The following is a 19,779-nucleotide window of genomic DNA, read 5'->3' as shown; positions in this document are numbered from 1 at the left end:
ATGAGTAAGGTGATGAAAGGAATCGGAGCCTGTCTTCTCATCCTTCTCCTTCTTGCAGGTATTGCACCTGCATTAGCAGAGGATGTGGAGATTAAGCAGCTGGTCCCGATGTTTCTGAAAGGAACGGTATATATCGGAGATACGCCTGCAAAGCCCGGAATCACAGTTGAATCTGATATTCTTGGATTCTGGGGTGGTTCTGCTGTTACAATGTCGAACGGAACATACGGAACTGCATCTCAACCGATGATGGTCCAGGCAGGAGCAAACGAGACACTGAAAGGTGAACCGGTAACCTTCTGGTTGAATGGTGTGAAAGCTGAAGAGACCATTCTGTATGAACCAGGTGTTAATTTGGATTTGGATCTGCATTTTTCAAGTGCAGCCGAGAATAAATTAACTGTCATTCCTCAGGGTGGAGATGTCTTCATCGGTGAGGAAGGACTTGATGTATCCTTGTTCCTGAAAAGCGGAGATACCATTGCCTGGTTTGATCCTACTTCAGAAGCATATCTTACCGAACCTGTCGGATCAATTGTCATTGATAATCCAAAGAAATTCTTCATTGATCCAGCACAGTTTATGAACCGTACCGGCCGGTGGTGGATATGGTCCGGAGAAAAATCCAAGCAACTCGGATTTATTGTCAAAGATCCATCTATTGCTCTTCGTATCTGGAATCAGAATGAAGACCAGGATATTAATGAAGATGGCGGTAAAATAACTGCAGGAAATTTCGTCAACTTCCGGATTGAATCAAACCTTTACTCTGCGATCATTCAGCGTGGTAAAGGACTTGCTCCAGAAGAATTAGGAATCATTAACACAGTCGGGTCATCCAATGTGACCCAGGTTTCCTACAAATTCCTCCGTGGAACCCTTAATGGAGTTCCGGACTCTGATATTGCTCTGCGAGAACTTGTAGTTGATGCAAATCCCTGGTTCTGGCCTGATAATGATAAAACCACCTCTGGATGGAACACTGGTGCATTAGGTACTGACAAAAGCCGTCTCTATCCGAATGGTGAGTATAATTTCTATGCTGAAGTTGATCTGAACAATATCAGAAATAATTATCCAGGTGATCAGACTGGTAAGGCAATTACCAAGGTGATTCCAGCATTCATCGCAGATGACTCAATTGATGTCATCATTAATCCGGGAACTGTAACCCGTAACTCGTCATTCTTCGTAACTATCGGAGGAAAACCTGGCAAGGATTACATCGTTGTCATTATGGAATGTGCTCCGGGTGAGGATGATCCGACGGATTGCTGTGCTCTCAAGATGAGTGGTGCACCCTGTGAGCGTCCACCGATGATCAGGCCTGATCAGAGTGGTGTAGCAGACGGAGACATCGCATTTGATAACAAAGAAGGCCCCTTCACGATTGGTTCGACCAAACTTTCACCAGATTGTTGTGAAAAATCTGGAGATATCCGATCAGTAGTTCCAACTGATGATAAGCCAAATGCACGTGATGTCTATGAGAATGGTGTATATTATTATGCTCAGGTCACCACAGACGGTGATAATGAGCCAACACCAGGATATAAGACCGTAGAATTCACAGTCGGACCGGATGTAGCACCTGACCGTCCATATCGGATTCATGTTCAGAGTGTTGAACCAGACATCTCTCAAGTCATTGATGGAGATGCTCTTGTTCAGGTGAATAAGGGAGTAGTCACTCTTGACATAAAGGAAGAACCGCCATATTACCTTGGTAATGACATAACCCTCTCCGGCACGAACACTGACAGCAATGTTGTCTACCTGTTCATGACTGGTAGCCAGTGCCAGAACAAGTGTGGTAATGATCTCCTTGGATGGAAACGTCCTGATGAGACTGAAAATATCATCCAGCCAGGTCTTGACATGATTGAGCTTGGTTGTAAGGAAGAATCTGACCAGTTCACGACCATTGTTGTGCCAGTGAAGAGTGACGGAACCTGGACATACACGTGGAAGACCCAGAAGGCTCCAATTAATCCAGGAACGTATACTGTCTATGCATCCAGCCAGCCAATTAATGGGTGTTGTCTGGATTGTGCCTGTGCTGTAACTGCTTCCAGAGATATAATTCTCGAGGAACCATGCTTTGACGCAATCCTCGAACCGGATATCATTACAAAACCGATTGAATGTTGTCCTGATGGTTGCAGCTGGACTTCAATGGATGAGATTCTTCTGACTGGAAAGGCATGTGGATTCCCACACACCGGAGAAGGAGAGAATGTCACCAAAGAGATTAACCTGTGGATATTCGGAGAAGAGAAGGTAGGCAATGACAAATATGTCAATGCAAGAATCCCTGTCTTCTGTGATGATACCTTTGAGGTGAACCTGCTCAACTACATCAGTCTCTGTGATCTCAAACCTGGTGCATACAGCATCATATTGCAGCACCCCATGTATAACCACAAGTTTGACATGGTAGAGGAGACTGATGTCCGTGAACCAATAGAGGCAAACCGGATCTGGATGGTCACTTCCTATCCAGATGAGTGGAGCAAGCTCTTCCCACTCGACGGTCCGGGATACTACCAGGGTGAACAGGCAGTCTCTGCAATCAAGAACTTCCTTGACCAGCGGCTGGTTGATGACAAATATATCATCCTCACCTTGAGAATTGTTGATGACCGTGTTCCGACAGCAGCATTCAGTGCTGACCCGACTCAGGGAAGCAGACCGCTTGAAGTTCAGTTCAAAGATGAATCAACCGGAAAGAATCTGACCGAGCGATACTGGGAGTTTGGAGATGGCACTACTTCAACTGAAGTCAATCCAAAGCACAGCTATAGTGAAGCAGGTGTTTATACCGTTTCACTGACTGTTATGAACAAAGACGGTGTAAAAGACACTGCAACCAAGCCGGACTACATAACCGTTCGTGAGCCTCGTATTAAGGCAGACTTTGTTGCAAGCCCCACCTCAGGGGCAGCACCTCTTTCTGTTAAGTTCTCTGACAAGTCGACAGGATCACCGACTAACTGGTTCTGGGACTTTGGTGATGGATTCACCTCTGCTGGTGTAAAAGATCCATCTCATACCTACCAGTATGGAGGAAAGTATACCGTTACCCTGACCATTACTCTTGGTGAGGAAATTGACCGGGTAATCAAGAAAGACTATATTACTGTCATTGGTGGGCCACAGCCAACTCCGACCATCGGACCATATGACCCAACCAAGGTTCATCTCTACAGTGGCTGGAACTTTATATCAGTTGCACGAACCCTTGCAGATGGATATAACACTGCAGGTGTCGTCTTTAGGGAAGTTCCAACTGGTGGGCATGCAATCTGGGCATATGATCCGGCACGGCAGTACTGGGATCAGGTTCTTACGGGAACAACCATTGCCCCATTGAACGGATACTGGATTTATTCAGTTAACCCGTATACCATCAATCTGACCTTCAAGAATGATCCGATTAGTGCGCCAATCACCCGGAACCTTCCAAATGGATGGGCAGCAATCGGATTTACCGGAGGCAATCCGGCAACAGCAAAGGATACCCTGAAATCAGTCAAGGATGCATGGATTTATGCCCGTGGCTATGATGCACAGCACCAGCAGTGGGAATCAACCATTGTAAACGGTGGACAGGGTGAGAACACATATCTCTTCCCATCGAGGGGATACTGGCTCTATATGGAAAAGCCTGGAACACTGGCTGCCATTGGTGTGTGAGGAATCATGATTACAGGAACCGTAGCCGCCCGGACGGCACTGGCTACACTCCTCCTGTTTTCCTTTGTACTTATCTGTTCTGCCGGGGCTCCGGCACTTCCCTGTGAGTTCTACGGAACCGTAACCATTGATGGCTCCCCTGCACCAGTAGGGACTATTTTATCAGCCAAAATCAATGATGCAGAACGAGGACAATATGTTCTTGAGGAAGCTGGTAAGTACGGAGGTCCGGGAACGTTTGACCAGCGGCTGAAAGTAGTCGCTGAGGAGAATGATCTGGGTACAGGGAGTGCACAGATTACATTCTGGATAAATGGACAGAAAGCATGGCAGGAGACAGCATTTCAGCCAGGAGTGAGTATGAATCTGGATCTCTCAATTGGTGGAGATGCACCTGCTGTGACCAATGTTCCTGTCGATACACCGGTAATTATTGCAAAGACTGAAACCGGAGAAGAATCAGTAGAAACTGCCATTCTGGAACCGGAGGTAGAAGTTCCGACAGAGGAACAGTTGATATCAGATAAACCGATAGTCAGTGATATGCCACCACAGCTTCCTGAGATGGAAAATCCTCTTCCAATCTCATCTGGTGAGGCCATGGTTGCTGATTTCATCGGGGATCCGGTTTCTGGAACAGTTCCGCTTACTGTTACCTTTACTGATCTCTCAACTGGGAGTCCGACCATGTGGGCCTGGGACTTTGGTGATGGTACAACGGATATGATTGCTAATCCGGTTCACCAGTACATGATGCCTGGAACTTATACGGTAAGACTTACCGTCTCAAATCAGGAATCCAGTTCAACTCAGATAAAAGAAGGGTACATTTCAGTGACTGATACTAGTATTCTTCATGCTGACTTTACTGCATCACCAACCTCTGGAAAACCACCTCTCTCGGTACAGTTCACAGATAAGTCAACAGGAAGTCCGACTATGTGGGCCTGGACTTTTGGTGACGGAACCGGAGATATGGTTGCAAATCCAGGACATACGTATGCAACTGCTGGAAAATACACGGTTAATCTGACTATAGCAGATGCAACTGGTCAGAGTTCCACCTCATCCAAAAAGGATCTGATCCTTATCGAAGGTGCAGAAACACCTGTTCCTACGATTACACCAATTGCAGTACCATCCGTCCCACAGACATTTGTGGGAACAGTCGAGCTGTATGGCAAACCAATTCAGAGTGGTGGAACTGTTGAAGCACGTGTTCCGGGTCATGACATAAAGGGTCAATATAATCCAATTAAAACTGCAAAAGGAGTATTTGGAAAAAGCGGTACCTTCTCTCCGAAACTTCAGGTTCAAGGTGTTCCTGCAGATTCAGAGATCGAGTTCTGGGTTGCTGATGAAATGAACCGGCTGGTCAGGGCGTACATCCTTCAGGATGATGGTTCATATCTCTGGACTGTCCCCTATAAGCCAGGCCAGGAAACACAAGTCAGACTTGTTGTTCTGAAAAATCCACCAAATGAAATACCACCTATTCCGGTTACTCCTGTTCCAACCGGCTGTGCAGGTGTTCCTTCTATTCCGATGAGTATTCAGGGCGATGTTCATATCACTGATGGAACTGAATACCTGGATTCAGAAGGAGTTTGTCATAACTGTCAGCCCAACATCAAGGTAGGAGGAATGATTGAAGCCCGGATTGAGGGGTATGATGTGTCAGGACCTGAAAATCCCTTCACGATGGTTAATGCCGGGTATTTCGGAAGTGGTAACAGCAGTTGGGCAGATAAACTCACCGTCCAGGGGAATTGTCTCCCTGAAAATGCCAACATCTCTTTCTGGGTAAAAGATGATGGCTGGCCACGGTATACTCAAGCCTGGCTTATTAATGAAGACATTGATGCAAATGAGACCATTACAGTTCATGGAGAAACCCATGAAGTTCCATATGAAGGTGGAAAATCCAGAACTGTTCACCTCTGGGCCGGACCATTACCAACTGTGCCACCGACTCCAACCCCGACTCCAGAACCTTCAGCATGGGAGCCCCAGTATTTCTACGGAAAGGCTGAATTCAATGGGTATCCACTCAGGGTAGGAGATAGGGTGATGGCAACCAGGGAAGGTATTGACCTCTCGAATCCGACAAATCCTGTTTCGGTATTAACCTTTGGGCAATATGGTGATCCAGTCGGAAAAGAGATGCTGGCAGTTGATGTGCCATATGAATCAATTGAGCAGCGTGATCCGATTACCTTCTGGATTAAACCTCAGGACTTTGAATATTGGTATAAAGCAGAGGTTAAAAATCCGTTGTCCAGTTCAGATTGGGGTGACACATATCCATTCACTCCAGGTTCGATAACCAACGTGGATCTCCGATCTTCAGATCGTGCAGACTTCATGTATTTCTACGACATTGTTGACACAATAAGCAATTGTATACTGCCGGAGGATTATTCCGGCTGGTAAAAAAGGTGGAGAAAATCCTCCTCCTGAAATTTTATGATACGATGACAAACAAATATTCTATCTGGATTTCGGCTCTTCTTGCAGCCTGTGTATGTATAGCAATGAGTGGAATAGTTTTCGCTGCATCACCACAACTTCCATGTGAATTTTATGGGAGTGCATTGGTGCAAGGATCTCCTGTTCCGGTTGGATCAGTTATTTCAGCATATGTGAATGGCACTCTTCAGGGCTCTATCACAGTAGTAGAAGCGGGCAAATTTGGCGGTCTTGGAACTTTTGATGAGCGTCTTATTGTAATGGCTGGAGATAATGATTTTGCAAATGGTGTTCCAACAATTTCCTTTAAGATCAATGATCAACCAGCAGATCAGACTGCACCCTATCAGCCAGGAGCCAGCACTCAGGTAAATCTTACGGTTGGCGGACAATCAGCGGTTCCTGCCCCTGCCCCAGTGCAACCTGTTACTCAGGGTAATAATTCAACCCAGGTTCCGGTTATTGTTGCCCAGGTTTCCAATCCGTCACCAACCCCTGTTGTGACGCCAGTGCAGAGCTCGTGTTCACAGACCGTTCAAAATGTGAATGTAACTGCTCTAACACAGTAATTTTTTTGTGCTTTATTATTTGATATACCGTTTTGTTTTTCCAATTGAAGTGTTCATTTCATTTGGAGAAGATATTTATTTCGTCCAGTTGGTCAGATAGAATGTCAGATGTGCGTACTCTCTTCTTTAGCTGACAAATATCGTTTAATTATTCAAAAATTCTCCGATAATTCCTGCAATCTCTACCGGCTCAACGAAGATCATCCCATGCCCCTGTCCTTGTCTGATTATGAGTGTTGCATTTGGGATGGCATCGGCGATGATCACTCCATTCTCCGGAGGAATGACAATATCCTGATCCCCGGTGATGACAAGCGTTCTGTTTCGGATGGTAGGAAGGTCTGCATATACTCCCTTCCATGAGATGAAGGATTCATACTGTTCCTGTACTGCACCAGGATCGGCAACTTCCCCATAATCTACAAACCAGGTGTATGGATCCGGGTTGCTCGTGCGGAATTCCTCAGTTAGGAGAATTCTTCCTGCCCGTTCAAGATTTTCTTTCGGAGTGTTATACGTTCGACTCATCTCTTCAATCACCCAGTCCTTGGCAGGCACTTTTTCAGGACCCCCGCAATCGGTACTGATGAGAACAAGGTGTTTTACTGAATCGGGATATGTTTTCGCATATTCAAGAGCGACCATACCGCCCATTGAGTATCCGACGATATCTACCGGCAGATCTGAACAATTTCCCATTTCGAGCACAACTAATTTATCAGAATTTAATCCATCATTTGAATCTCTACACAGTTCACCGCTTGCTGCGAATTGAGTAATAACATCATGCAGATCCATGGCCCCCTGAGGAATGGTAAATGGGACCTCCGGATTATTGACTCCTGAAATTCCACGATGGTTGTACACTATGACGGTATGGTTACGTGCGAGATTCGATATCATTTGGTGCGGCCATTCATCGATGGTCATCCCATACCCGAGGACAAAAACAACCGGAGAACCGTGTCCATAAATGACATATCGAAGGGGTATTCCGTCCCTGGTTGTGATATATGATGATCCCTTCTCTTCGGTGGAGATATTTATTTTTTCAGATGATTCTTCCAAATTAGGTTCCTGGGCTCTCTTGTCATCGATACAACCTGACATATAGATGAAGATGACGCATATGGTAATGAAAAGGATACTGATGGTAGTCGTTTGCATGGTGAGATATCAATCGTAGTTATTATTTATCGGTTCTTGTTGGACCAGATCATACTACAAAACACTCACCAGAACAGATCCTCAAATTTTCCAAAAAAGGATAAAATTTACCAGGACTTCCCTTTTATGGGATACTGGATATTATCATTACTGTATTTTCCCTTTATATTGACGGTCACATTCCATTGACCTGGTGTACATGATGCCGGAATATTAAAGGTTCCAGTTAGAGTTCCATTCTCGAACTCACCAATTGCTGTGATATTCTTTTCACCCGGATGTGAAAGGTTCACCATAGCCCCGTTCTCAAAGTTATCACCAGAGACAACAAACCCACTCCCCTTACCTGGTGATGCAAATGACATGGCAATAGAACGAACGACTGGGAATGGTCCGGATGGCAGCACAATGAACTGAACATCGTCATTACTCCGAAGACCACTCTGGTTCACCGACACATTCCATGGTCCGATATGTGAATCATCAGGGATTGCTAAGGTCCCGGTCAGGTTTCCTTCGGTGAGATTTCCGGTTGATGAAATGGTTACCTGTTCTGGATGTGAGAGGTTTATGAGAGCACCATCCATGAGGTTTTCACCCTGAAGAAGATAATCGGTTAATTCACCCTGCATTCCTGAATTAGGGGTAATATTATGGATAACCGGGACATGAATCGGGCTGTCCATGATGGTGAACTGGATGTTATCGTTACTGAACTGTCCGTTCTGGTTCACTGATACATTCCATGGTCCAGTGAGAACATCCGGAGGTATTTCGAATGATCCGAGGAGTGGGGGGCCGGGAATGTATCCGAAAGAGGTGATATTTTCCTCACCCTCATGGGTTAGGTTGATTATTGCACCATAGAGGAGGTGCTCACCCATTATTGAATAGATAACTTCTGTTCCTTTCTCTCCAGAGTTTGGATTTATCGAGTGTACGACCGGGTAATCTGCCGGGGCCGGAGTAATGGTGAATATTATGTTATCATTACTGAACTGTCCGTTCTGATTTACTGATACATTCCAGGATCCGGTGAGGGTATTCACTGGTATGTAAAATGTTCCGGTCAGGGTTCCATTTTTCAGGGTTCCGAATGATGCGATATTGGTTTGTCCTTCCATTGTAAGATTGACCCATGCAACATTCATGAAATTGGATCCAGTAATAGCATAGTTCACGATAGATCCGGCATGACCTGATTCAGGCGTAATTCCGGTCACAACAGGGATCGGAACCGGTGGGGCAGTTATGGTGAAACATACATCATCATTACTATATTGCCCGTCCTGATTTACAGATACGTTCCATAATCCGGTACTGGCATCAGCTGGAAGTGTTAAAGTTCCGATGAGATCTTTACCGTTTAAAGAAGCATCTGAAGTAATATTTGTCTCTTCGGTCTTGGTCAGGTTGACGATTGCTATAGGTTGGAAGTTGGTACCGGTTATTGTGTAGGGAACCTCAGATCCGGCCTGTCCGGACTCTGGTTTTATTGATGTAACAACCGGAGTTGGCTGTGGAGTCGGTGCAGGATTGAGGTGAATGACTCCGACAGCGTAATGTTGCATTCCTTCATAGGATCCTCCCCAGGTCATGGTGTGCTTATTGTAATCCCAGGTATTATGAATGATAATCTGATCGGTTCCGGTATATCCCACACCCAGCATGGTATGACCACGAACCTGTATTATGACTGGATATCCTGCGTCAATTTCTTCTTTATACTGGTCGTAGGTAAAACCATTGGTATTCCCGTTATACCCATAGATCACCTGGTTATAATTCATTGAATGTTCGCCATCTTTTGCGACGGAATAACCTCGTGATTCAACAAATAATTTCATACCATGCATACCATCTCGTTGGGTATCATCATGTAATGTGTAATCATAGAGGGGGAAACCTTCAGGATTGGTCCAAACCCACGTGCTACCATCGGTTGATCCATATTTATGATACATACTGGTGCCCATAAAATCCCCAACAGAATCATGTGGGGCATGTTCATTCCATGAATCAAAATACGGGTCAATGTTTGAGCCGTAGGCATGATAGTAGTCATCCTTATGGCCCTTTGTTGTTCGCCCGTCAAGTCCGTACTGGGAAGCGGTAAGTGGACACTGACCTTGTCTCTCAAATGAGGGTCCCCACACTGCATTCGTAAGAGGGAATACTCCTCCGTTTGTCGGCCCGGTATACATGTTTGGATATCCATTCCTGTCCAGATATCCAAAGAACATGGTTGCTGAGGTTGGGCTGCATCCATATGACCAGGACAGTGCCGGAACCTCATTTTTGTCTAAATATTGTGCTGAAACGTCATTGATGTCCGCTAGGTTTGAATTAGGATCCCAGTTTTCAGGTGGCAATCCTGGACCAATGAGTCGACCTTCAATAATTTTTCCATCTTCATATGACAGAAGTTTGAGCGTCGAATCGTTTGTATCAGTAATATTGACCAAAGTTGATTCTGCTATTGTTCCCCCATGAAAGATCCCTATACAGAATATGACAAGAACCAGAAAACATCTGTGATTCACAAAAAAAGAGCGATATTTCATAAAGGATATGTTATTATTAAAAGAATATATTAGTTATTAAAAAAGAAATTGGATTTAAATCTGTAGATTATTCAACATCCTGATAATAATACTCTCCTTTGCTCTTCTGTTCTCTGTCAAGGTATGACTCTGGCTTATTGATCCGAGGTCTGCCGCTCATATCTCTTCTGAATGTTACTCCAAGCTGAGATAGGAACATATTCATCCCGGTCCGCATGTCAAAGGGTCCTTTTGCTTCACCATGGACTCCGGGATCTCCGTCAAAGACTAACAGCCGTTCACTGATGATATCTATCACATAAATATCATGGTCAATGACGAGGATGGCAGCATCTCTCCCCTCTACCTGGTTTCTGAATACTTTGGTCAGTCTGACCCGTTGTTCAACATCGAGGTGGGCACTGGGTTCATCAAGCACATACAGGTCAGCAGGCTGAGAAAGACAGGCAGCTATTGCGACCCGCTGCAGTTCTCCTCCAGAGAGCGTATTTACTGCGAGCTGTAGGATTGGGCCAAGGGTAAGTCCTTCAATGATATCATGTTGATACTGAGCAGAATCAAAATTACGTGTGATCTGCCGCAGGAAAAATTCGACAGTATCTGATGAGTCACCTTTCAGGTACTGCGGTTTGTAGGATATGCGGACCGACGTTTCCATCGAGCCTGAATCAGGTTTTTCTACCCCGGCCAGAAGTTTTGCAAATGTTGATTTCCCGATACCATTCTGCCCGACGACTCCTATGACTTCTCCGGCAAAAATTTCTCCTGGTTGAACTGTCAGAGAGAACCGGTCAAAAGACCGTTTCATCTCCGGTATAACAAGGAGTGGTTCCCGCTGAGAGCCATCTTTATGAGCACGGACTTCAAATGTCACCTGATAATCACGGAACCGGACATTCTCCTCAGGCAGGAATCCATCAAGGTACTGGTTAATACCAATCCTGACACCTTTTGGTCTGGTAATAATACCAAAAACTGCTGGTTTTCCATACGCGATATGAACCGTGTCTGCGAGCATATCAAGAATTGCAATATCATGTTCGATTAAAACAACAGGTTTTTCTGTCGCAAGTTCTCTGATCGCTGAAGCAGCAGCCATTCTCTGGTAGATATCAAGATATGGTGTTACTTCATCCAGGAAATAAAAATCAGCATCCCGTGCAAGTGCTGCAGCAAGAGCAACCCGTTGTAATTCTCCACCAGAGAGGTTTTTGATATCCTGGTCGAGAATCTGACGAATAGAAAGAATCTCAAGGTACCGGTCAAGAGCCCCCCGTTCGTCAGTCGTTTTTAACAGATCCCAGACCTTTCCCTGAAAGACTTTTGGGATGACATCAATATATTGTGGCTTTACTGATGCTTTGACTGTCCCTTTTGAAAGTCTTTGAAGATAATCAAAAAGTTCAGTACCTGTATATTTTTTCAGAACCTCTTCCCATTTCACCTCAATATCAAATATTCCAAGGTTTGGACTTATCTGTCCGGACAGGATCTTCATTGAGGTGGATTTACCAATACCGTTCGCGCCGATGACTCCGGTTACTTTTCCTTCAATTGGAGCAGGCAGACCATAAAGAACAAAACTGTTTGGTCCATACCGGTGAGTCGGATGTTCAAGTTCTTCTGGCAGGGTGATGATATCTATCGCTTCGAATGGGCATTTTTTCACACAGATGCCACATCCAACACAGAGTTCTTCTGAAATTACAGCTTTCCCTTGTTCATCGAGGAGAACGGTTTCATCTCCGGTTCGAACACGTGGACAATACAGAATACATTCTGTACCACATTTTCGTGAATGACAGAGATCTTTATGGACAATGGCTATTCGCATAGTCACTCAGGAAGAAATGGTTGTTTCGGAGAGCAGAATGGTCCAGGTGACGTACCAGAATGCAAAGGTAATAAAACCCTGGTAAAACCAGTCTTTCTTCTCTAGTTTCGTTGTATCTATCCGAATCAGCATGAAAATATGTTTCTGTATGATGATTGAGGCGATCATTACCAGGATAGGAAATAGAAAAGAGCTTCCTGCCCCTGATGATGTTGTTGCCTTGTCAGTAAAAAAACAAATTATTCCGGCGATGCACCCGGCACCTACGGCAATGAGGGTGCGCGTAATGCGCTTTGTATATTCTGCCGCTTCATCAACGGGAAGAGGTGCAGGCGTTTTTTCTTCAGGAATTATCGGGACCGGTTCTTCTGTCATTGGGGCACCAGTTGTCTTATTTTTTTAGTCATGAGGCCATATGTAATTTGGTATCATGGCTACTGCACAGGGGATGAGTGGACTTGACCTCATCACAGTAACAGACGAGATTTCACGGCTGCTCCCCCTCTGGGTTCATAAGGTGTACCTGGATGAAAAGCGGCTCTGTGTCATCAGGCTGAATAGTAAAGAGCAGGGAAAATTCAATCTTCTCATCGAACCCGGAAGACGACTTCATATGATTCCAATACTTCCGGAGATGCCACAGATCCCTCCTGCATTTGCAATGCTTCTGCGTAAGTACCTGGCCGGAGGGAGAATCACTGATATCAGGCAACAGGGACTCCAACGCACAATAATTATTGATGTCAGAAAATCAGAGCAACTCTTTCATATAATAATCGAGGTATTTGATGAAGGAAACATTATCCTCTGCAATGAAGATCTGTCTATTATCCAGCCCCTGACCAGGCAGCGGTTTAAAGATCGTGATGTTCTTCCCGGTGCAGTTTATGTTTTCCAGCCACCGGATGTCAGTTCACTTTCGAAAGAAGAGTTTGCAGAACGACTCGCTGGAGATGATCGGGATATTGTCAGATCACTTGCTGTTGGCTCTTTTCTTGGAGGACGATATGCAGAATATATTGTTTCTACAACCGGTGTTGATAAAAATATACTTGCAAAGGATGTTGATGCATCAGTTGTCTATAATGCGATTCATACACTCCTTGATACAGTCCGTACTCATCCACGCCCGGTTCTTTCCAAATCAGGATGTCATCCGATCCCCTTTGGGAATGAGGAAGAAGGTTCATTTGATTCATTTAATGCTGCCCTTGCAGCTTTTTACCCCCTTGCCCCTCCGGTAAAAAAACAGGAAGAGAAGAAACGGGTATCGAGGGAAGACCGGATACGTCATCAGCAGGAAGAGGCAATTGAAAAATTTAAAAAGAATATTACCCGGAATGAAGAACTTGCTGCATTAATATATGAGAATTATGGGTTTGTATCAGAGATTATTACAACATTATCAAAAGCCTCTGAGTCACGGTCATGGCAGGATATTGAAGAAATCCTGAAAAAAGATACCACTGGTTCAGGCAAAAAAATTATTCGTGTTTTTCCAGCAGATGCAGCGGTTGAGCTTGATCTTTCAAGGCCGGTGAAGATTTTTGTTCATGAAAGTATTGATCAGAATGCCGGCAGATATTACGACCAGGTAAAAAAATTTAAGAAAAAACTGACTGGAGCAAGGGCTGCAATGGAACGAGAAGTCCAGCAGGTCAGAACCAGAAAGGTCCAATACCAGCGGCCAAAGAAACGTTGGTTTGATCGGTTTCGATGGTTTTACACGTCAGATCAGGTTCTTGTTATCGGTGGTCGGGATGCCGGTCAAAATGAGGAACTTATCCGGAAGTATCTGGAAGGTGGTGATACATTTGTCCATGCAGATGTTCATGGAGCCAGTGTCGTTGTAGTGAAGGGAAAGACAGATGTAATGGAAGAGGTAGCACAATTTGCTGCTGTTTATTCTGGAGCCTGGCGAGCAGGGTTTGCATCCGCTGATGTGTATGCTGCCCGGCCAGATCAGGTATCCAAGACCGCAGAATCCGGAGAGTACCTCTCCCGGGGTTCATTTGTCGTCAGGGGAGAGCGTCAATGGTATCGTGATGTACCACTTGAAGTTGTCATCGGTCTGCAGAAAACACCGTTAACACGAATCATTGGTGGACCGGCATCATCAATCACCCGTATATGTGATTTGTATGTTGCCCTTCGACCAGGTACCTTTGAACCGAATGATATTGCGAAAAAAGTGGTCAGATCTCTTCGTGATCGGTTATCTGCCGATGATCAGAAAGCATTAAAATTTGCTCTCAATACAGAGGCGGTAGCAGGGTTTGTGCCTCCCGGTGGTTCTGACCTGGTGGAAGGATGAAAGCAGAGATTGGAGAACTTCAGCGTTCATTTGGAGAAATCCAGCTTTTCCCAGAGAACATTGATGATCTCTGGCATTTACATCACCTCATCACACCCGGGTGTCTTGTATATGCAACCACTCTACGGAGTGTTGAAGGTTCACAGGATAAGATACGGCCGGAAAAACAGGAAAAGCGTCCGGTCAGACTGGGTATCCGTGTCCAGGATGTTGAATTTCACGAGTATTCAATACGGCTCCGGGTTTTTGGGATAATTGAGTCAGGAGTTGATATTGGCGCCCACCATACACTCAATCTTGAACCTGGTTATGAGATTTCTGTATTGAAGTCATGGACCGGGAGTGATCTTGAGCGAGTTGACCGGGCAGTCAAAGGCTCAACTGCAGAATCTATTCACATTCTAGTTGTGGAAGAAGGAGAGGCAGAACTCTACCGGATACAGAGTTATGGACCAAAACTGGTCTGGACACTTGCCGCTGGAAGTGGGAAGACGGCTGAAGTGAGTTGCAGGGAAGAATTTGCCAATACAGTCGTTTCTCAGGTTTCTACCCTTACAAGCCCGCTTGTAATCGCTGGTCCGGGTTTTGTAAAAGAAGAGATTGTTGCGAAGTTCAAGCGACAAAATCCGTCACGTACAGCCCCACTCGTCATTGGTGATACACGAACAGGGGGAAGACGAGCAGTTCAGGAAGTAATCGGTCAGGGTATTTTAGAAAAACTGAGTGGAGATCTACAACTTGCAAGAGAAGTTACATGTCTTGATGAGTTGATGCGCCGGATTGGAAAGGATGAGCCGGTTGCATATGGCATTGAGGAAGTGGGAGAGGCAATTTCCCTTGGTGCAGTTCAGACTCTTTTGGTTGTCGATACGCTTCTTCATGAACCACGTGCTGCGACGATTATCAAACAGGCAGAGGAGATGCGATCAGAAGTAGTGATCTTCTCATCCAGGTTTGAACCAGGTGATCGACTGACCGGTCTTGGTGGTGTCGCTGCTTTGCTCAGATATGCAATAAAGTAATCTTTTTCTTAATTAAACTAGTTTATTGATAGGTTTTTTAAAAATAGGTACCCATATCTTTTTTGAATAAACCGGTTGATGTTTATTTCCGATTATCATATATATTCATATGCGGCGTCTGGTGACCGATGCACATGATCAGGAGCGTTGGATAGCGTTCATCCTCATAGTAACCGGTGTGACTTTTTTTATCAGCTGGCTTGCTATTTCACATGATATTCATACGGTCATCTCACACCTCTTTTATATTCCTGTAATTCTTGCCTGTTGGAGATTTCCTAAAATCGGAGTATTATTTACAATCGGTATTGTTGCTGCCTATCTTGGTCTTGAGGCCCTCTACCAGCAATGGATTATTACTGACCCGGATTTTCTCATACGGGCGCTTATTATAATTTTAATCGGATGCGTGGTAACTTATCTGTCAATTACTCTTCATTCCAGGGAAGATAGTTACCGTCGTCTTCTTTCTGTTATCGACACGGGGGTTATTGTAACTGACAGGGAAGGGACGATATTATATGCAAATCCGTATGCAATCCATGTTCTGGACCGAAAAGATGAGCCCCTTAATGGAACTTCAATATTTGAGTATGCAAAAAAACATGAAGAACTGATCGAATACTTTACTCGATGTATTACTCATGACAATGTCGATTCGTCAATGGAGCTTCTTTTAAAACGAAAAGACGGGTATCCTGTCCCGGTTTTATTAACTGGTTATTCGAAAGGAGAAGATCTCATTCTGACACTCACTGACTTGTCAGAAGAGAAATGGATGGCTCATGAACTGGCTACCGGAAAGATCGTCATGAACACTCTTATAGATGCGATACCGGAAGGGGTGTTTCTTTCAGATACCAGAGGTACGGTCATTGAGGTCAATAAAGCCTGTAGGGAATTGACCGGGTTTCGTGAAGGAATGGAGATGTCAGTCTCTGGTAATCCCATTTTCAATAGTGATACTACAGAAAAAATTAAAAATGCTATTCTCAAGGTCGTGCGAGAAAAAAACCCGGTAATTCTGCATCTGGATGCGACTTCTGATTCTGATTCCAGCCATTACGAGGTCTCACTGACACCGGTGAATGATGATACCAATACTATCACCCGGATTGCAGGAGTAATCCATGATATAACTGCCCGTGAAAATTACCTGCAACAGATAAGAGAACGCGAAGAATACCTTCGGATGGTACTTGGTGGTCTTCCTCTTGCGACGATCGTTGTCGATCCTGCCTTACATGTTCTGTCAGTTAATCAGGCACTTGCAATGCTCTTTGAACGGGAAGTTGAAGATCTCATTGGTACTCAGTCTCATGGCAACCTTCTCTATCCTGCCGGTGAACGCCGGATGCTCTGTGATCTTATGGTCGGAGAAGATGTCGATGTTCTTTTAGAAAATTCATTTGAGGGGTTATATTCTCCATCTCCTACCGTTCCGGGAGCATATGAAGTGATTGATTTTTACCCCCATATCGGTGAAGGTGGGAAATGGATCCGAAGCACAGCTGCCAGGCTAGTGAATGAACAAGGAGAAACAATTGGTGCAATTGAGACATTTGAAGATTTTTCCACCCAGAAGGCTGCTGAAGATGCTATTCGAATCAGTGAGGAACGGTTTAAGATAGCTTCACAGATTGCAACTGATCTCATCTTTGAATATGATCAGAAATCCGACCGGATATTGTGGTTTGGTGATATTGAACGATGGCTTGGCCTTGAATCATCAGGTCTTGTTAGTTCCCTGACCGGCTGGGCAACCCTTATTCACGAAGATGACGTCAATAGAATCAAGAGATCCTTTATCAATCATGTTCTCACCGGAGATCCAATCACTGAAGAACTTCGGATTAAACATCGGAACGGCCTTTATCAGACCTGGATAATTAAGGCAGTTGCTCTTTATAACGCAAATTTCCAGCAGATCAAAACCGTTGGGATTGTTTCAGATATTAGTGAAATGCGGGCGAATGAAGAGGCAAAAAAGAAAGCACTTGTAGCGATAGAAAAATACATCGAGCAGTTTGCAATTCTTGGTGATCACATCAGAAACCCGTTGCAGGTGATTGCCGGATATAATGATCTTCAGTCTGGTGCATATGCAGAAAAGATAGCTGATCAAATTAACCATGTCAATAAGATCGTGGATCAATTAGATCGGGGATGGATTGAATCTGAAAGTATCAGGGATTTCCTCCGTCGTCATTATGGGTTGTTAGAGAATGAATGATCGACTTTCGAAAAAAAAATTGGATTCAAAAGACCTTATTCAGGAAATGCAGCAGTCAGGGTAACCGGGCAGTGATCAGAACCCATTATATCCTGTCTGATTCCGGCACCGGTGATAAATGATTTCATGGCTTCATTGATAAAGAAGTAATCTATTCTCCAGCCAACATTTCTCGTCCGTGCCCGTGTTTTGTAATCCCACCAGCTGTATTGGTCCTTTTCCTCTGAAAAGAGTCTTAAACTGTCAAAAAAACCAGCTTGTATAACCCTGTCAATCCATTCCCGTTCTATTGGCATGAATCCTGACACCTGTTCATTCTCTTTTGGTCTTGCAAGATCAATCGGGGTATGGGCAGTATTGACATCACCACAAAATATGATTCGTTCTCCTGCAGCACTCATTTTTATTATCTTTTCTAGAAATGAATCATAAAACCTGAGTTTAAATGCAAGCCGTTCATCAGATGCTCCCCCGTTCGGAAAATAGACATTCATGATGGTAAACTCAGGAAATCGTGCCGTGATGAGTCTCCCTTCAGTATCAAATTCTTTGCCAAGACCTCCATATTCAACTGATTCAGGTTCAATCCGGGAATACATGGCAACACCGCTATAACCTTTCCGCTCTGCCGGATTCAGGTAAAAAAAGTACCCTGGTATTCTGGTCAGGTCAGATGGTATGGTATGTGAATCTACCTTTGTCTCCTGAAGACAGAGAATGTCTGGTTTTTCAGTTTTCAAAAAATCATGAAACAGAACACCAGGAAGTACTTCTTTTCCACTAACTGCCCGTATTCCATTTACATTCCATGAAAATAGCCGGTATTCTTTCATAGCACTATTATGTTTTCAGTTATCCGATCCCAAATCTTCGAAGGGCGATAAGACTATTATGTGCTGCTCTGAAGGTGGGAGCATCGATGATTCCACGGGCTCCATTGGCAAACATACTCGCGGCTACCTGATCAAAATGGATCGTGCCTCTCCCAATCTCCATATGTTCTTCTGAAAACTCTCTGCAGTCGTACAAGTAATAACATCTGCTGGCGGCTTCATGTAAGAATTTTGGCAGACAGCCATTCACATGGGCGTGACCAATATCGAGAGCAAGAGGTATCTGGGTAATAAGATTGATATCCTCCGGATATCGAACCATGTTTCCCTCTTTTTTACCCATGTTTCTGAATAAAAACCTGATTCCAAATTCATCCGCAGCATGGATTATATCTACACAGGATCGTGCCAGTTGCCGTTTTGCATGAGAAAGATCTGATTTTGATGATACAAATCCTGGATCTACCACCACTTCTGCGCCGATTTCTGATGCCAGTTCAAACCGTTCGGTAATGACGGCTACCGATGCCTGACGAACCGGTTCAAGAATACTGGCCGGGTTAATCTCCCGTTGTGGAAGACGGATCATATACTTATAAGGGAATGATTCGAGTAGGCTTACTGCCGGAATCCGGTGTAGTCCTTCGTCAACTATCTCAACTCCCCTGGTCAGGGATCCCAGGCTTTCAAGAGCGATATCGAGCGGGGTTTCCCGCATACAGGTGGTTGAAATCCAGAGCATGGTATCATCAGACGGACTTGTGCCAGGTATCTGTTCCTCTTATATATGGAAGGGGTCTTTTTATAATAATTGATTTCGAATTGATTCCGGATGGGATCGCTATACTTTTATTCGTAACCTTTCGTACCATATACTATATGGCATTGTCCAAAGATTCTACAATTCTCGAAGTACTGCAGGAAAAACCTGATGCAGCAGCAATATTTGCCCGTTTTGGAATGGGCTGTGTCGGGTGTGCTATCAGCAGAGGAGAGACTGTCGCAGAGGCAGCAGCAGCTCACGGGATTCCACTCGAAGAGCTGTTAGGTGCTCTTGAAATCTCCGCATAACTTTTTT

General features: G+C 44.6%; 13 protein-coding genes. 7 read left to right on the top strand and 6 right to left on the bottom strand.

Annotated elements, in window-relative coordinates; genetic code table 11:
- Genes KSK55_RS04215 through KSK55_RS04205 form a run of 3 tightly spaced genes read left to right on the top strand, consistent with a single transcriptional unit; the run spans position 1 to position 6,734 of the window.
- Positions 1 to 3,696 (top strand): DUF3821 domain-containing protein, encoded by a 3,696-nt coding sequence (locus tag KSK55_RS04215; protein WP_218608303.1) that lies wholly within the window; start codon positions 1 to 3, stop codon positions 3,694 to 3,696.
- A 6-nt stretch (positions 3,697 to 3,702) separates the two neighbouring features.
- Positions 3,703 to 6,129: a PKD domain-containing protein gene (locus KSK55_RS04210; protein WP_218608302.1), complete on the top strand. Its 2,427-nt coding sequence runs from the start codon at positions 3,703 to 3,705 to the stop codon at positions 6,127 to 6,129.
- A 5-nt stretch (positions 6,130 to 6,134) separates the two neighbouring features.
- A complete protein-coding gene (locus KSK55_RS04205) occupies positions 6,135 to 6,734 on the top strand; it encodes a hypothetical protein (RefSeq protein WP_218608301.1) in 600 nt (199 codons plus the stop codon).
- A gap of 144 nt (positions 6,735 to 6,878) precedes the next feature.
- Here the strand turns inward: KSK55_RS04205 and KSK55_RS04200 are convergent, their stop codons facing one another.
- From KSK55_RS04200 to KSK55_RS04185, 4 genes are all read right to left on the bottom strand, one after another.
- Positions 6,879 to 7,901 carry an alpha/beta fold hydrolase gene (locus KSK55_RS04200; protein ID WP_218608300.1) on the bottom strand — a complete coding sequence of 341 codons (1,023 nt, stop codon included), beginning with the start codon at positions 7,899 to 7,901 and terminating at the stop codon, positions 6,879 to 6,881.
- A gap of 107 nt (positions 7,902 to 8,008) precedes the next feature.
- Positions 8,009 to 10,444, bottom strand: a complete 2,436-nt coding sequence (locus KSK55_RS04195) for an IPT/TIG domain-containing protein (protein WP_218608299.1) — start codon at positions 10,442 to 10,444, stop codon at positions 8,009 to 8,011.
- An 88-nt stretch (positions 10,445 to 10,532) separates the two neighbouring features.
- Complete coding sequence (locus KSK55_RS04190; protein ID WP_218608298.1) at positions 10,533 to 12,299, bottom strand: ribosome biogenesis/translation initiation ATPase RLI; 1,767 nt, start codon at positions 12,297 to 12,299, stop codon at positions 10,533 to 10,535.
- Positions 12,300 to 12,305: 6 nt separating this feature from the next.
- Positions 12,306 to 12,674 (bottom strand): EMC6-like membrane protein, encoded by a 369-nt coding sequence (locus KSK55_RS04185; RefSeq protein ID WP_214418944.1) that lies wholly within the window; start codon positions 12,672 to 12,674, stop codon positions 12,306 to 12,308.
- Positions 12,675 to 12,729: 55 nt separating this feature from the next.
- On the opposite strand from KSK55_RS04185, the gene rqcH reads away from it, so the two are divergent.
- The 3 genes from rqcH to KSK55_RS04170 all read left to right on the top strand — a co-directional run bounded on the left by rqcH (position 12,730) and on the right by KSK55_RS04170 (position 17,868).
- On the top strand, positions 12,730 to 14,613 hold the full coding sequence (rqcH, locus tag KSK55_RS04180) for a ribosome rescue protein RqcH (RefSeq protein WP_218608297.1): 1,884 nt from the start codon (positions 12,730 to 12,732) through the stop codon (positions 14,611 to 14,613).
- A complete protein-coding gene (locus KSK55_RS04175; RefSeq protein WP_218608296.1) occupies positions 14,610 to 15,635 on the top strand; it encodes an mRNA surveillance protein pelota in 1,026 nt (341 codons plus the stop codon). Before rqcH ends, KSK55_RS04175 begins: the two co-directional genes overlap by 4 nt.
- Positions 15,636 to 15,744: 109 nt before the next feature.
- Entirely contained in the window at positions 15,745 to 17,868 is a 2,124-nt protein-coding gene (locus KSK55_RS04170) for a PAS domain-containing protein (RefSeq protein ID WP_218608295.1), read from the top strand.
- A 35-nt stretch (positions 17,869 to 17,903) separates the two neighbouring features.
- On the opposite strand, the gene KSK55_RS04165 is transcribed toward KSK55_RS04170, so the two are convergent.
- A complete protein-coding gene (locus tag KSK55_RS04165; protein WP_218608294.1) occupies positions 17,904 to 18,701 on the bottom strand; it encodes an exodeoxyribonuclease III in 798 nt (265 codons plus the stop codon).
- Between the two features lie 19 nt (positions 18,702 to 18,720).
- On the bottom strand, positions 18,721 to 19,443 hold the full coding sequence (locus KSK55_RS04160; RefSeq protein WP_214418939.1) for a sugar phosphate isomerase/epimerase family protein: 723 nt from the start codon (positions 19,441 to 19,443) through the stop codon (positions 18,721 to 18,723).
- Between the two features lie 137 nt (positions 19,444 to 19,580).
- Between KSK55_RS04160 and KSK55_RS04155 the strand changes: the two genes are divergently transcribed.
- Positions 19,581 to 19,772 (top strand): DUF1858 domain-containing protein, encoded by a 192-nt coding sequence (locus KSK55_RS04155; RefSeq protein WP_214418938.1) that lies wholly within the window; start codon positions 19,581 to 19,583, stop codon positions 19,770 to 19,772.
- Positions 19,773 to 19,779: the final 7 nt, after the last annotated feature.

The organism is Methanospirillum hungatei, from assembly GCF_019263745.1.
Taxonomy (GTDB): domain Archaea; phylum Halobacteriota; class Methanomicrobia; order Methanomicrobiales; family Methanospirillaceae; genus Methanospirillum; species Methanospirillum purgamenti.
This window is presented reverse-complemented; position numbering and strand designations above follow the sequence as displayed.

Bases quoted from the DNA above. Each gene is read 5' to 3' on its own strand.
- KSK55_RS04215 (WP_218608303.1), top strand. From the start codon at position 1: ATGAGTAAGGTGATGAAAGGAATCGGAGCCTGTCTTCTCATCCTTCTC.
- KSK55_RS04210 (WP_218608302.1), top strand. From the start codon at position 3,703: ATGATTACAGGAACCGTAGCCGCCCGGACGGCACTGGCTACACTCCTC.
- KSK55_RS04200 (WP_218608300.1), bottom strand. From the start codon at position 7,901: ATGCAAACGACTACCATCAGTATCCTTTTCATTACCATATGCGTCATC.
- KSK55_RS04190 (WP_218608298.1), bottom strand. From the start codon at position 12,299: ATGCGAATAGCCATTGTCCATAAAGATCTCTGTCATTCACGAAAATGT.
- KSK55_RS04185 (WP_214418944.1), bottom strand. From the start codon at position 12,674: ATGACAGAAGAACCGGTCCCGATAATTCCTGAAGAAAAAACGCCTGCA.
- rqcH (WP_218608297.1), top strand. From the start codon at position 12,730: ATGGCTACTGCACAGGGGATGAGTGGACTTGACCTCATCACAGTAACA.
- KSK55_RS04175 (WP_218608296.1), top strand. From the start codon at position 14,610: ATGAAAGCAGAGATTGGAGAACTTCAGCGTTCATTTGGAGAAATCCAG.
- KSK55_RS04170 (WP_218608295.1), top strand. From the start codon at position 15,745: ATGCGGCGTCTGGTGACCGATGCACATGATCAGGAGCGTTGGATAGCG.
- KSK55_RS04165 (WP_218608294.1), bottom strand. From the start codon at position 18,701: ATGAAAGAATACCGGCTATTTTCATGGAATGTAAATGGAATACGGGCA.
- KSK55_RS04160 (WP_214418939.1), bottom strand. From the start codon at position 19,443: ATGCTCTGGATTTCAACCACCTGTATGCGGGAAACCCCGCTCGATATC.
- KSK55_RS04155 (WP_214418938.1), top strand. From the start codon at position 19,581: ATGGCATTGTCCAAAGATTCTACAATTCTCGAAGTACTGCAGGAAAAA.